Annotated in this window: 14 protein-coding genes and 2 pseudogenes; all 16 read right to left on the reverse strand. The window is 33.3% G+C overall.

From position 1 onward, the window contains the following. Positions 1-118: 118 nt before the first annotated feature. A complete protein-coding gene (locus B5P40_RS09955) occupies positions 119-340 on the reverse strand; it encodes a DUF3947 family protein (protein WP_033732977.1) in 222 nt (73 codons plus the stop codon). 56 nt (positions 341-396) lie between these two features. Continuing rightward, positions 397-609, reverse strand: a complete 213-nt coding sequence (locus tag B5P40_RS09960; protein WP_181462944.1) for a DUF3955 domain-containing protein — start codon at positions 607-609, stop codon at positions 397-399. A 182-nt stretch (positions 610-791) separates the two neighbouring features. Beyond that, positions 792-1,307 carry a spermidine N1-acetyltransferase gene (speG, locus tag B5P40_RS09965; RefSeq protein WP_002192318.1) on the reverse strand — a complete coding sequence of 172 codons (516 nt, stop codon included), beginning with the start codon at positions 1,305-1,307 and terminating at the stop codon, positions 792-794. A gap of 137 nt (positions 1,308-1,444) precedes the next feature. After that, positions 1,445-1,849 carry a phosphate-starvation-inducible protein PsiE gene (gene psiE, locus B5P40_RS09970; protein ID WP_002089513.1) on the reverse strand — a complete coding sequence of 135 codons (405 nt, stop codon included), beginning with the start codon at positions 1,847-1,849 and terminating at the stop codon, positions 1,445-1,447. A gap of 499 nt (positions 1,850-2,348) precedes the next feature. Continuing rightward, complete coding sequence (locus B5P40_RS09975; RefSeq protein ID WP_113709212.1) at positions 2,349-3,071, reverse strand: LytR/AlgR family response regulator transcription factor; 723 nt, start codon at positions 3,069-3,071, stop codon at positions 2,349-2,351. A 4-nt stretch (positions 3,072-3,075) separates the two neighbouring features. Continuing rightward, complete coding sequence (locus B5P40_RS09980; protein ID WP_181462942.1) at positions 3,076-3,711, reverse strand: sensor histidine kinase; 636 nt, start codon at positions 3,709-3,711, stop codon at positions 3,076-3,078. A gap of 132 nt (positions 3,712-3,843) precedes the next feature. After that, complete coding sequence (locus tag B5P40_RS09985; protein ID WP_113709214.1) at positions 3,844-4,371, reverse strand: hypothetical protein; 528 nt, start codon at positions 4,369-4,371, stop codon at positions 3,844-3,846. A gap of 89 nt (positions 4,372-4,460) precedes the next feature. Continuing rightward, positions 4,461-4,601 carry an AgrD family cyclic lactone autoinducer peptide gene (locus B5P40_RS09990; RefSeq protein ID WP_000262441.1) on the reverse strand — a complete coding sequence of 47 codons (141 nt, stop codon included), beginning with the start codon at positions 4,599-4,601 and terminating at the stop codon, positions 4,461-4,463. Between the two features lies 1 nt (position 4,602). Continuing rightward, on the reverse strand, positions 4,603-5,172 hold the full coding sequence (locus tag B5P40_RS09995; RefSeq protein WP_002192314.1) for an accessory gene regulator B family protein: 570 nt from the start codon (positions 5,170-5,172) through the stop codon (positions 4,603-4,605). Positions 5,173-5,328: 156 nt separating this feature from the next. After that, complete coding sequence (locus tag B5P40_RS10000) at positions 5,329-5,928, reverse strand: hypothetical protein (protein ID WP_232308067.1); 600 nt, start codon at positions 5,926-5,928, stop codon at positions 5,329-5,331. A gap of 82 nt (positions 5,929-6,010) precedes the next feature. Beyond that, positions 6,011-7,282, reverse strand: coding sequence for a S8 family peptidase (locus tag B5P40_RS10005; RefSeq protein ID WP_258402136.1), 1,272 nt, complete (start codon positions 7,280-7,282; stop codon positions 6,011-6,013). Next, positions 7,279-7,962, reverse strand: a pseudogene (locus B5P40_RS34345) (ATP-binding cassette domain-containing protein); the annotation flags it as partial. The gene B5P40_RS10005 and the pseudogene B5P40_RS34345, both read right to left, overlap by 4 nt. Before the next feature lie 195 nt (positions 7,963-8,157). Further along, positions 8,158-9,423: pseudogene (locus B5P40_RS34350) on the reverse strand (cysteine peptidase family C39 domain-containing protein); the annotation flags it as partial. A gap of 3 nt (positions 9,424-9,426) precedes the next feature. Further along, positions 9,427-12,450, reverse strand: coding sequence for a type 2 lanthipeptide synthetase LanM family protein (locus tag B5P40_RS10015; protein WP_113709215.1), 3,024 nt, complete (start codon positions 12,448-12,450; stop codon positions 9,427-9,429). Between the two features lie 70 nt (positions 12,451-12,520). After that, positions 12,521-12,673 (reverse strand): mersacidin family lantibiotic, encoded by a 153-nt coding sequence (locus B5P40_RS10020; protein ID WP_113709219.1) that lies wholly within the window; start codon positions 12,671-12,673, stop codon positions 12,521-12,523. A 35-nt stretch (positions 12,674-12,708) separates the two neighbouring features. Next, complete coding sequence (locus B5P40_RS10025) at positions 12,709-12,924, reverse strand: lichenicidin A2 family type 2 lantibiotic (RefSeq protein ID WP_278045696.1); 216 nt, start codon at positions 12,922-12,924, stop codon at positions 12,709-12,711. Positions 12,925-13,168: the final 244 nt, after the last annotated feature.

The raw sequence follows: 13,168 nt of genomic DNA on the forward strand, positions 1-13,168 counted from the left end.
TAATCAGTGGGGGTTTTGTTCTTACCCACTGATTATTAGCCTTCACCAATCGGGCGTTTACGGGCAGTTGATCTCCCACCTAACTTCTTTGCTCCTGCCGAATTTTGAGGTGGGAATTTTACTGCCCGTTAATGCGGGATAAACCAGCTGGATACACATCATAATGTATACTTTGCACAGGAAGCTGTGAATACGACATATACTGGCTCTGCATCATTTGTGCTACTTGTGCTTGTTGTTGCATTTGAATAGCCTGATGCACTGCCTGAATTGTCCCCTGTGCTCCTGCCAAAGTAATAGCCGATCCTACTTGTCTTTCAGGATAACAGTAATGATTCAGCTCACTTTTTATTTTTCTTCCCTATCGTATGTTTCTATTTCATGGCAAGTGTTTTATTACGCTGTCTTTTTTCGAAGCGCCGAGAAAAGAGCCACACACAAAATTGCAACAATTCCAGTGAAGGTAAATAAATATGCTAACGGAATTAAGTAAAATGGCTCCACTAAAGTTCCGTCTGGTTTTACTTCCGAACCAATTACATTAAACATAATGATGCATAACACTCCTAAAAATATTGGACTAGAAGCTAATAAATATTTTTTCATAATATATTCTCCTTTGATTTCACAATTAATTTATCTGCATTCCTTTTTACTATTCTCAATACCATCATAATAAGCCCACTAACATTTTAAGTCAACAACTATTTATTGTTTTACAATAAATAGTTGTTGTTAAATATAATAAAAAAAGGCTATAGACAATGATCGTCTATAGCCTTTTCACTCCATTATTTCGTTCTAAAATATTCCTTCTGGAACATGCACATTCTTATCGCATTATGGTAGTTTCCATCAACGAAAAACTCGTCGAGAAGTTCTCCTTCCACCATAAATCCAACCTTTTTATAAACATGTACAGCCTTTTCATTCTCTTTATCAACAACTAAATAGAGTTTATGCATATTTAATACAGAAAAAGCGTAATCCATCGCTAAACGCGTCGCTTCCACTGCATAACCATGTCCTTGATAATTCGGATCAATAATAATCTGGAATTCAGTTCTTCGATGAATATAATCAATTTCCACTAACTCAACTAATCCAACCATCTCATTATCTTTCTCCAGGATAAAACGGCGTTCACTTTGATCGTGGATATGTTTATCATATAAATCCTGTAGTTCTACAAAAGCCTCATACGGCTCTTCAAACCAATAAGACATAATATGTGCGTTATTATTAAGTTCGTGCACGAACTTTAAATTTTCCCGTTCTAAAGGACGTAACTTTAATTCCTGACTCATTTCTATAACCTCCAAGTAAAATAACCTCTTCACTTAATTTCTCAATTTTTTTCGATTTCAAACGCCCTAATTACATTGTAAACCTTCAAGTAACTTGAAGGTCAAGGTACAAAAAGTAGTGCAAACTTATGTCTGCACTACTCTTTTCTCAAATCTCTCATATTCGATATGTATAAAGCAATAACTAAAACAAGAATGGATCCCGCATATAATAACGTCTCCATCGGTTCCTCATGAGATACAATAATTAATCTAATTAAAGCCGTAATTCCGATATAAATAAAATAACGTAACGGAAAATGATAATTCGATTTGAAATACTTAATAATTAATGCGATAAACTCGAAGTATAAGAAATAGACGATAATACTTTCAACTAATTTATAAGATGTATACTTCTTCGTCGAAAATATGTATTGAATAAAAGTAATCGTTTCATTAATTAAAAAGATAGATAAGACAATGGATAATATGATTAGAGCTATATTTAATATCCACTGCAAGACACTAGCAATAAAATGATCGATGTTAAATGATTTCATTTCGCCCAATACTCCTCTATGTATATATCCTTATATATTATAGCAAATCCTTCTATAAAAAAGAGAAGAATTTCCCTTTGGATTCTTTATTCTTTCGCCATCGTATAATATTGATTCCACTTTTAGAAATGCAGTGTAACTTTTGTATATTCATCTTCCTTGGATTCAATTGGACTACCATCTCCCGCTATATGAGCCTATCTTTTACTAAATATAACCTTATCTCAATAGATTTCCTATAAAGAAGCTTTGCTTACCCATCTCTGTAAACAAACGTTTACATACACATCCAATATCTTCAAGGTTAATTCTAATATTTGCTTATGCTTGATTCATATAGGGTAGAAAAAATTATTTATTCCAAAAATAAAAATTCCTTTTTCAAATATTTCCCTCCAATGAATATGATTAACATTATCTAATTTTGAATACTAATCTCCAGTTATAAAAAAATAAGACCAACGAGCATATTTAATAATAACTTTGCTCGCTAATCTTACTATTTTAATAATCCTTTTATCAACCTCGCAGAGGCTAAGCAAGTTTCGCCATTTGTGAGATACACTATTCTTTCTTTCACATCTACACTTTCAATTTTATTACGATTTACAATAAAAGCTTTATGGCAACGATAAAGCTTTTCATGGGATTGTTCATAATCTTTAAGCCTTCCGTAAAACTCTATATGCTCATTCTCTAAGTGTAAAATTACTTTATGAAGCGTTGGTGACGCTTCAAAGAAATAAATCTCCTCAACATCAATGTTACGTGTACGACCATTAGATTTAATTTGTAATTTCTTTGTGACAACTTGGCTCTCACCGATTTGAATATACCGCCGATATGCCTCTTGTAATGTAGATATTACACGTTCTTTCAACATGTCTGTGCGGTCCTTAATAATAAAATCAAGAGCTGAAATTTTATACATAAATGTTAAATATGTCATCTCTGCATGGGTTGTTACAATGATAATATTACATAAGGGGTCTTGCTTACGAATAATATCCCCTAATACAATCCCTGTTATTTCATGTTTCAAATCTATATCTAAAAAATAGCAATCTGCATGATCCTTTTCTAAATAAGCAATTACTTCATCCGGATTATTAGTAGCCAGCACTACCTGCATACCATTGTCTTCCATCATTGCGAAATTTTCGATAATTGTTCGCATACGCTTTAATTGTGACATATCATCCTCACAAATAATAATTTTCATAATCTCACTCCTTTTGTACCTCTAATTCTTGAATAAATACATCCCCGTTCAGTTTTGTATTTAAACTTAAATTTTTCGTTTCATTAGCCATTTGACGTAAAATAGCTAAACCTAAGCCTCGACCTTGTGCTTTAGTTGAATAACCTTCTTGATATATTTCATGTATTTTGATTGCCTGATTTATGTCACGTCTATTCATGCAGACAAATAAAACCGATTTTTCCATTTGAATAAATGCTAAGTGAACATATGGCTCATCAACATCTTTACTTGCTTCTATCGCATTATCTAATAAAATACCAAATATACGATTTAAAGAAATAATATCTATATTTATATGTTCAATATCTTCTACAATTTCTATATGTACGGGAATATTAGCGGCCTGTGCTTGAATTAACTTCGTTGTCAAAAGGCCTTTTAAACTATTTATATGAAGGCGATTGAGAGAGGTAAAAGCTACTTCATGATCCAGTTCTTTTTTTTCAGTCTGTAATATATGCTCATAAAAGTATTGCTCCAATCCATCATAGTCTCTATCATCAATGAAATGACGCATCGATGTTAAAATATTCATGTAATCATGCTTAAACTTACGCATATCACGATTAATTAACTCCAAAGAATGTACATATTCCATAAATCCTTCAATTTCTTGCTCTTTTTGTCGAATTTGAAGATGCTTAAAGGATAAGTGAATAATAAATACTACAATAACAATAAAAATCATAATATAAACGAAAAAAAAGATAAGATTATACTCCACGGCTTTTTAAAAAAAACTGTCATCCATTTTTACAATGTTCGCATACATAAATAAAATTGTCATAATAAGTAATAGAACAATTAAGCCTGGAATATAACGACTAGGCAAAGTAATTTTGCCGAAATATGTAACTCCTCTACGATATAATACAGCAAAAATAATAAGGATTATGATAAAACATACTAGTTGTAAAGATGGGTACCAACTAAGAAACTGTGAATCAGAAAATAATCGATAAATTAACAATGATGCTAAGTGATCCGCTAGAACAGCTAATACAATACTAGCTAATAAGTGAAGTATAGCAATCCCATTTCTTTTTTTTCGGTAAATAAATATACCTATACCAATAACCACATAAAGAATAGCATATACATCAATAAAATATAGCAGTAATACCCCAGGCAGGATAATGTATAGAAGAGATTGTGTAATCAATTTCCTTGTGACCGTAAGCTGACAAAAGTACCAAGGAAACCCTATTAATATAATACATTGTATAACAGACAGCATAAGTACTTGTAAATCCCACATATATCAAACCATCCTCTAATAAAGTATAATCTTTTTTCTTATTATATCGAAATTAAGATTATATGAGAATTAGAATTGTAATTATATTTTCAAAAATCATTACCTTTCAACTCTTCAGGTAGCTCTTCTTCATCTAGAAATCCCCAACACATATATAGAGATCCAAAGCTTGCAAGTTTCATTAATAATTCTCCCAAGATAGTTATCAATTTTTCAATAAAATATACCATATTAAAATTCCTCCTTAATATTTAACCAAGATAGTGATACAAGGACTGTTTCCATAAGTACACCAGCAATTAATAGTATTGCTATAGGTTGCGGGAGTAAAACAAGTAACACAGTTAACGAGACCATACGTTTATACATTTTTTTTCTTAAAAAGCGTCGATGTGCTTCACCACGAACTGCTGTTTTCTGAGAACTTATCGGCCCCATTAAACACAATAATGCCAATGCACATGCATATAAAATCCATATCGTTACTGTTGAAAATGATGTATTTATTGTAAACCAAGTGAGTGATGGGAAAATAATGCTACTAAAAACCATGCAACTTTTAAACGATGAACAGTGTAATCCATAAGATACCTGTCGAAAAATTAAAAATCCTATTTGAAGGACAAGCAGTTCCAAAAATATTCCTAATAATAAAGCAATACTGTAAACAATCACAAGCTTTTTCACTTCACGCATCACTACTCGATATCCATAGGCTAGCTTTATCTCTTCTAATTCAGTAATTGTACTTATACCTTTATAATACTGTACGAAACGTTGTTCTGATGCAGTTAGGTCCATTAAATCCCCTCCTTAATTATTAGTATAAAAGACAATATATCTAAATAGGAAGAAAATTCATATAAACATATTATTTACAAATGAACGCCAAAGAGCGCAGCACAATTCTATGTAAACGTCTTAAAAATGCACGTAAACGTATATCGTTATGCGTGCTTACTTAAAATGGCGTTTTTGAAAATAGTTTTGTGCATGCGCTTTATAAACTGCTTGTAAATAATGCGATGTATTAAAATATCGGTTTATGTGTTCTACGGCCTCTTCAATTTTGGCATAGGGTATTTTTTCCACATCATGAATATACTTAACAGAATGCCCTTTAGATAACTCTAGTAGTAATTTCTCTTCAAAATCTGTCAATGAAGTTTCTTTTAAATTATAACAATTAGAAAAATCATTTTTCTCAATCATTTTTATGAATTGATTTAACGAAATGTTTTTATGTAAGACATGAAAGTGCGGAGTTTCCTTTGTATGATGATATACTTCTCCAATATGTTCGTCTACTAAAAAAATCGTAGGTATTTCCAGTTCTCGTAGCACTTCTATATGATGTGCAAAATGATTAATTTTCTCATAAGATGTTTCAATGACTATAACATTATAAATTTCCTTCGTTATAGTACCAATAATCTCTTGTTTCAAATCGATTAGGGATATATGAGCAGTTATTAACCAATCTGGTCTCTTTTGTTTAAATGCTAGCTTTAATAAATCTAGAAATAGAGTATGGCTTGAACTAAAAAATATATGCATACTTCCCATCCCTTTCCCTATCATTTTATTAAAAGTCAAAAGATGGTGTGCCGTTTGCAATCACCACCTGTTCGTCTTTTACTCATTTCAAACTACTTGGGATCTTTAACTCTCCATATCCATATACGGGATCAAATCCTGGCTTGCCTAAATCCATAGCTTCTTTTAATAATTGATTAATATATTTATTGGGATTTGGTTTTTTAGCCTTATCTTGTGCCATCATTAGCGCTAAGGTAGCACTCACTTGTGGTGCTGATAAGCTTGTACCGAACGATAGTGTGTAACCTTGTGGTAAACCTACAGCTTGGTCAATAAAGTTTTGTTGTTGTTTCATCGGTGCTGTCGTCATTAACATATATGTGACGTTCATTTCACCTTTTGTGGAATACATTGGTCCAAAATCACCACCTGGCGCAACAATATCAACATTTGAGCCATAGTTAGAATAATACGCTCGATCTCCATCTTTTGTGGTACTACCTACCGTTAATACCTCTGGTAATCCCCCGGGTAAATGATAGTTACCAGCAGCTACTTGTTCGTCCAAGTCGTGACCTTCGTTGCCGGATGAGGCAACAACAACTACCTTATGTTTCTTTGCATATTCTACCGCTCGTTCGTAAGCTAAACGTGTCACCTTCTCATCTTCAATATTGTCAGATTTATATGTTCCTAGACTGATATTTAAAATATCTACACCATCATTAACCGCTTCTACCATCGCCTTAAGTGTCCAAATGGATTCTCCGCCTTGCTTCCCTAATACTTTATATGGAACAAGTGTAGCCTGTGGAGCAATCGTTCGCACAACTCCTGCTACTTGTGTACCATGTCCAAAATCGTCACTAGTTGAAGATGAACTTTCTACAAAAGTTTTACCAGGCTTTACATTGTATTGAAATAATGGATGTGTTGTATCTAAACCACTGTCTATTAAGGCAATCTCTACACTGCTTTCTCCCTTAAATTGATTAAATTTCATTTGATTATTTGTAATACGGGCATATGGCCAATTAAATTTAGCAAAATTCTCTCCCACAATAATATTATTAGGGACGTTTGATGTTTCTGATACAATACCTGCTAAATCACCACTTGCTATGGCATTATTAGTAAGTAATTTTGCAGCCATATCTAGCTGTTTCGTATTTCCTTCCACTTGTACAAATTGAATTTCATCAATTGTTTTAATTGTTAGCTCAGGATAAACCTCTTTTAATTGCTCTGCATAAGATTGAACATTCACACCTTCTTCTAGTAAAAACGCTTCTGACTCAGCTGCATCTGCAGTTTGTTGATTTACTGCCAAAAAGCATATTAGCAATAATGATATATACCAGTATCTTTTCATGATGCGTCCTCCATTTTCTTTTCTTCCATATAAAGTTGTTTATAGTAGTAATTATGCTTCATTAATTGCTCATGGGTACCTTCACCTACAACTTGACCACTTGATACAACAATAATGCGATCTACTTGTTTTATAGTCTGAAGACGGTGTGCCACAATCACACATGTTGCCTCTTCAGATAAAATTGCCTTCATCACATGTCGCTCTGAAATATTGTCAAGTGCTGAAGTCGGTTCATCTAATAAATGCAGCGCTGGTTTTTTGTAAAGACTGCGTGCCAGGGCGATCTTCTGTTTTTGCCCCCCTGATAAATTGGCTCCTTGTTCAGATAACATACTTTCTACATTAAGTGGTAAATCACGAATAATACTTAGCACATCTGATTTCTGTAAAACATCTCCTAAATGTGCCGTTTGATGTTGATTTTGATAATCAAAATCCTGGTTTAATACGATATTATTTTTAATTGTGTCATTAAAAATTGCGGCATGTTGATTCGTATATGCTACTTGCGTATGGAATGTTTCTTTTGAGATATCCCTGAGTAACACATCATTAAAATACAATTTCCCTTCTGATGGTTCAACTAATCCTGCCATCATTTTTAAAAGTGTACTTTTACCAGAACCACTCGCACCAACGATAGCTACTTTCTCTCCTTTACGAATGCTCAAATCAACATTTCTTATAACAGGTTCATCAAATCTGCTGTATTGATATGAAACATTCTTTAATGATAATGCCTCAAAAGAAGAAGCTTCGTAGGATCCTTCATCTGGTAAGGGATGATTAATAATCTCTTCTATTTTTCCAAAATAAGACTGCAATAAGACAAAATCATTATATACATTTGTTAAACTCATAACTGGTGTGATAAATGAACTGGCTAATGTTAAGAATGCAACCACTGTACCAATTGTTAACATTTGTTGTTGTACAAAATATAGGCCAATCACAAGTAACAAAATGGGTAATGCAAATTGTAATGTTTGTGGAACAGTGATAAAAACAGCAGCAAATCTTTCTTTTGCTTGGGTAATTGAGAGCTGTTTATGGAAATCTTCATGCCAACGTTGCATAAAGGTTAATTCTGTTCCTGTTGATTTAACCGTTTCAATACCTTCTATCATTTCAGTAATGCCTTTTTGCACTTTTGCTTGCTCAATCATTTCAAGATCTACAAAATGTTTTATCTTACGTGTATTCATAACAGAAATACTAATCATCACTACTGCAATCCCCACTGTTACAGCTGTTAATATTGGTGTATAATGCCACATTAAAGCTATATAAAAGGTTAAAAATATACTATCTACTACAAGTAAAACTGCCTTTTGCGTTAAAATTTGCCGTATATATACGCTTAAATTTGAACGAAAGATCAATTCACCTGTTGAACGATTTGTAAAAAAATGTAACGGCAACTTCAAAAGCTTTTCCATATAATAAGACATTAATTTGTCGTCAAATATTTTTTGAAATTTTGCTACAATAAACCCACGACTTACTTGTAAGGAATAATAACCAATCATCAATAAAACACTTGCCGCTATGATTACACTCATATTTCCATTTGCTAATGTAAATGATTGATCAATTAAACGCCGAGTAGCCTCAGGAATTATTAGCGTAAATAATTGAATCCCCATTGTTAAAAGCAAAAGGTAAATTAACGGTCTATTAAAATGCTGCTCAATGAGAACTCGCAAGAAGTGCCTCTTTTTTTCGGTTTTTGGGGCATTATACCCCTTATCTGCCACAACATTTATTACAACATTTGAGAATTTCATCTGAGCTTCATCCAGTGGAATCCATCGACGACCTGTTGCTGGATCACAAATTAAAACTCGTTTTTTCGTCACCTTTTCTATAACTAAGTAATGATTCTCATTCCAATAAGCGATACAGGGTGTCATTAATCGCTGTAATTCATTTGTAGTTTTAAACGCTTTCGCTTGCAGACCATAATCTTCCAAAATTTTTACCATGTCAGATAATTTAAATCCACCTCGTGGAACGCCGTAAATTGTTCGAAGTTCTGCAAGTGTAAGAAAACGCTTATTATAATGCAAAAGCATTGTGAGGCTGGCTAAACCACACTCACTATGCTCTGCTTGCTGTACAAGTTTTATTTTCGGCATTCGTCATCTATCCTTTCGTGTTGGGAGTTGCAATAACAAAAAGGATGGTAATGTAGGATTTAGCGTTCTTAGCAATGTGTACAGCACTCCTGTGACACCTGTATACATTCCTTTTGATTGAATAGTCTCATAACCTTGTAAACGAAATGCTCCATATTCATAATAGTTTGCTAGTAACTGCGACACCTTTTGTTGTAATAATGCTTGATATGTTCCAATATCATGAGCCTGTAAAGTTAAAAGTAGCTCAATATCACCTGCTGTTCCATGACAGATTGAATCTTCTTTTTTCTGATTGAATAAGTTATTCATTACTTGTAATCTCTGTTTCACACCGACTTCTTTATGAGTTAACTCTTCAACCATAATACGATTTAATAAAATACCTGTACTTCCATGACATACTGCATGCACACAATTTGGCTTGTCCGGTCTTGGATCGCGCCAATGATTCTCATTCCAATGCGTATCTTCTTCTCTCATCCATTCATAAATAGTAGGAGACTGCTTATCCATTAATGCTTTTACATAATACACACTGCTATTACCATGAATAAACCCAACATACGGCAATCCCTTATCGTATGTTAACTGCTTGGATAAAGTTAATGCATAATTATTATAGGTTGGATTTTTTGTTACATCGGCTAATTGTTTAAATATCGCAATTAAACTCGTTTGTCCCGTTAACCAATCATTACTTTTCTCTACTTCGAATGTCATAACTTGATCAGCAATTTGGCATGCTAATAATAATGCTTCTTCGTTATTATTAAGCTGGGCATCGAGTAACAATGGATAAATAAGTGCACCATTTCCATAGAAAGCAGATGCTTTAGGAACACTTGGAATAACCAACATTGTATTCAAAATACGCTTTTTCACATCAACATAATCAATGTCTCTTTGTTTATCAGTTGCTTGTAGCGCACTAAAGAATGCATACATACCTGGTAACCCATCATATAATTGATTATTCATCGCCTCATATTTCCAATCTGTTTTACATAAAATATCAATCCATGTCATGGAATGAGTTTTTTCATCATATACAGCTTCTTTTAAAAGTTTTCGTGCTGTTTCTTTCACCACGACTAACACATCTTTTTGTATTACTGCACTCGATTGTTCTGGGACATGTTCTGTATGATTGTAAATACCCATTGCCATTTCCATTTGCAAGCGTTGTTCTTCGATTTGCTTTGGCGCTAGATGCATTAAACTGTTCACGATTTGATCTACGATTGATTCTTTATAAATTTCTTTGATTTCAATATCATTATTGTTTAATAAATGTCTTTGAGACGTCCGATTAAAGAATTGTGGAACATCCCCTTCTAACATTTCTTGTAACTCAAAAATAGCAATACGTTTATCTCTATAAGGATATGCAAATAAATTATGCAATACCTTTTCACGTTCAATCATATTTTGCATACATGTTGGATGGTATGAGAACTGTAGCAAATCGACATAACGTTGTGTTGGACGTACTACATTCCGAACACGTGAATCTACAAATAACATCTGTACCTGTTCGATTATTACATGACGATGTGCCATACATTTTTTCATAAAATTCTCAAATCCAACTAAAATATCTTCTCTATATGCTTCATATGGTACTTCTTCACCATTTAATAAAGGTGTATTATTTTTCCCAGAAATGTAATGCTCCATATATTCGAACTTCATTTCATCCGTTGAATGGTTATTCAATTTTAAAATTTTAAAAGGTGCTTTTTGTGTCCCATAACTCAATCCACTAATATTAATACCTTGTTGTTTATTTTCAGAACGATCTGCTAGTATATGAAATGGTACGAGACCAGTCAATATAACAGAATCTAATTGACGTTCCTTTGCTGTTACATGCGCACTTTCTCCAAACTCTAGTGGTATGTGCTGCTGTAAAAATGTCTCAACATCAATCAATACTGGTCTATTACCATACGCAATAATATTTTCATAATGGAAGTCTGTTCCGCGTAGCATATAAGCTAATCCAATAAGCTCACCATAGCGACGATAAAACCCTCTAAGATCCTCTTCCGATTCACATGGCTGACGTTCAATAAATTGCTCAAATGCATAGTCTTCACGAATAATACGCTGCACACTATAAAAATCAGTGCCTAAAGTCTCATTCAAAAAATTAAAAAACGTTTCTAGTTTTTTTGTATATTGTAAATCTTTTGGCTTATATACTAATAATTCATGTTCTGAAAAATACACAAGCATAACGCTTTTACCTTGGTTATGAGAATCACCCGCCGATAATCCAATACGCTGAATTGTCCGAGAAGAATGCCCTAGTTTTTCAGTAATTTCATATACATTGTCATTTAATCGTTTAATAAACTCTGAAATATTACGCTTAAAGAAAGTAGTTTTTACTGCGATAAGACGAAGTAATGTGGGATAGTCATAAAAGAATTCTTTTGCTTTTTCTACATTTTCAAAACGATGCTGCATATAATAAGCAAACCTATCTTTTCCTGTTTCACCATCTAATCCATGTGTTTCTTTCATTACCTGTATATCATGTGCAAATGTTCGACTCATGAAACCAATTAACTCTTCAGAATAGCCTTGAACAATAGATACAACTGCATCAATATGGAATTTATAGTGAGTTGATGTATCCAATTCCTCTTTTAAAAAGCGCTTCATATATTGTAAGAAGAAACGTACTGCATATGTATAATCATATGTTGCTGGACGTTCATTTTCTTCATACGTTGCAAAAACTTCATTGAATAGTTTGTACCACTCAGATTTTTCTACTTTTAAAAGCATGCTTTCTACGTCCTGCTCTGCAACTGGCTGAATGCCCTTTTTAAAAGATTGTTCATCCTTATAATGATTAAGCATAAATTCGACATCTGCTTGTTTTAACAGTGACTTACGACTTTGCCACTTTTCCCACGCTGTTGGTTCGTGTACGTATGATGTTTCTTTCGCTCTTTCCTCAATCGTTAATGCATGTATCAATCGTTTGTCTACTGTTTGAATCATAACTGTCATGTCCTTATCCTCCTTAAATTAAAAATAGGAAGCATACACAAGTTTCACATGCGTATGCTTGCATTCATTTTTAGCATACTGACGCTGATACTAGCGATCCAATACCTAAACCAACTGTGAAACAAACTGGTGTTGTTTCTGCTTGTACATCTCCACTTCCTTGAATTGCTTGCATTTCTTCTCCTGTTAGTTCCTCAAATGTTGGACCTGCATAATTTGTCATTTCTTTCATCATAAATTCCTCCATTTTTAATTTAATTAACAGCTTTTTAGCGTTATCACTACTGTTACGCCTGTTGCAATTCCTCCACCTACCCAACCACATGCTGCTGAGCTTGCTGCTGTTGTTGCTGCAATTGCACAAACTGGTGTTGTTTCTGCTTGTACATCTCCACTTCCTTGAATTGCTTGCATTTCTTCTCCTGTTAGTTCCTCAAATGTTGGACCTGCATAGTTCGTCATTATATTCTCCAATGGTGCACCTCCTTTTCTTACTTGAACTGTGTGACGCATCGTTCTTGGTTATTACTATAAAGTGTTCTATCATAAAAATTTGTATTTACTCTTAAAATTTGCTAATTGTATCATTAGCGTTGTTTAAAAATAAACGTACTAACATTTATGATCACGTAAACGTAATAGCTTTACTGCCTATATGCACTATATTTAAAATATAAAAAAGCAGCCTGATCAATTATTGAACTGTACCCCGAATCAT

The sequence above is a fragment of the Bacillus sp. SRB_8 genome (assembly GCF_003264205.1).
GTDB classification, from domain to species: Bacteria; Bacillota; Bacilli; order Bacillales; family Bacillaceae_G; genus Bacillus_A; species Bacillus_A mycoides.